This window comes from Pseudomonas sp. JV245A, assembly GCF_032424515.1.
Classification (GTDB): domain Bacteria; phylum Pseudomonadota; class Gammaproteobacteria; order Pseudomonadales; family Pseudomonadaceae; genus Aquipseudomonas; species Aquipseudomonas protegens.
In genome coordinates, this window is record NZ_VYKE01000694.1 from 1 (window position 1) to 203 (window position 203).

Below are 203 nucleotides of genomic sequence, written 5' to 3' on the forward strand. Positions count from 1 at the left end.
TGGAGCCGGGCGCGGATCGACGCCGCCTTGCTCAAGCAAGACGGTCGCCCACTGATTGCGGTGGTGCGCCTGGATGGCCAACTGCCGTCCCTGAACCAGGACGACATCCTCCAGCAGGTGCAGCAACTGCTGGCCGACTGGCAAGGGCAGGGCCTGACCCTGGCCGGCCTGGAGATCGACCACGATGCCGGCAGCGCCCGGCT

General features: G+C 69.0%; 1 protein-coding gene. It reads left to right on the top strand.

Annotated elements, in window-relative coordinates:
- The coding region (locus tag F6S12_RS33650) for a DUF3142 domain-containing protein (RefSeq protein WP_315870099.1) at positions 1 to 203 on the top strand (203 nt) is incomplete at both ends.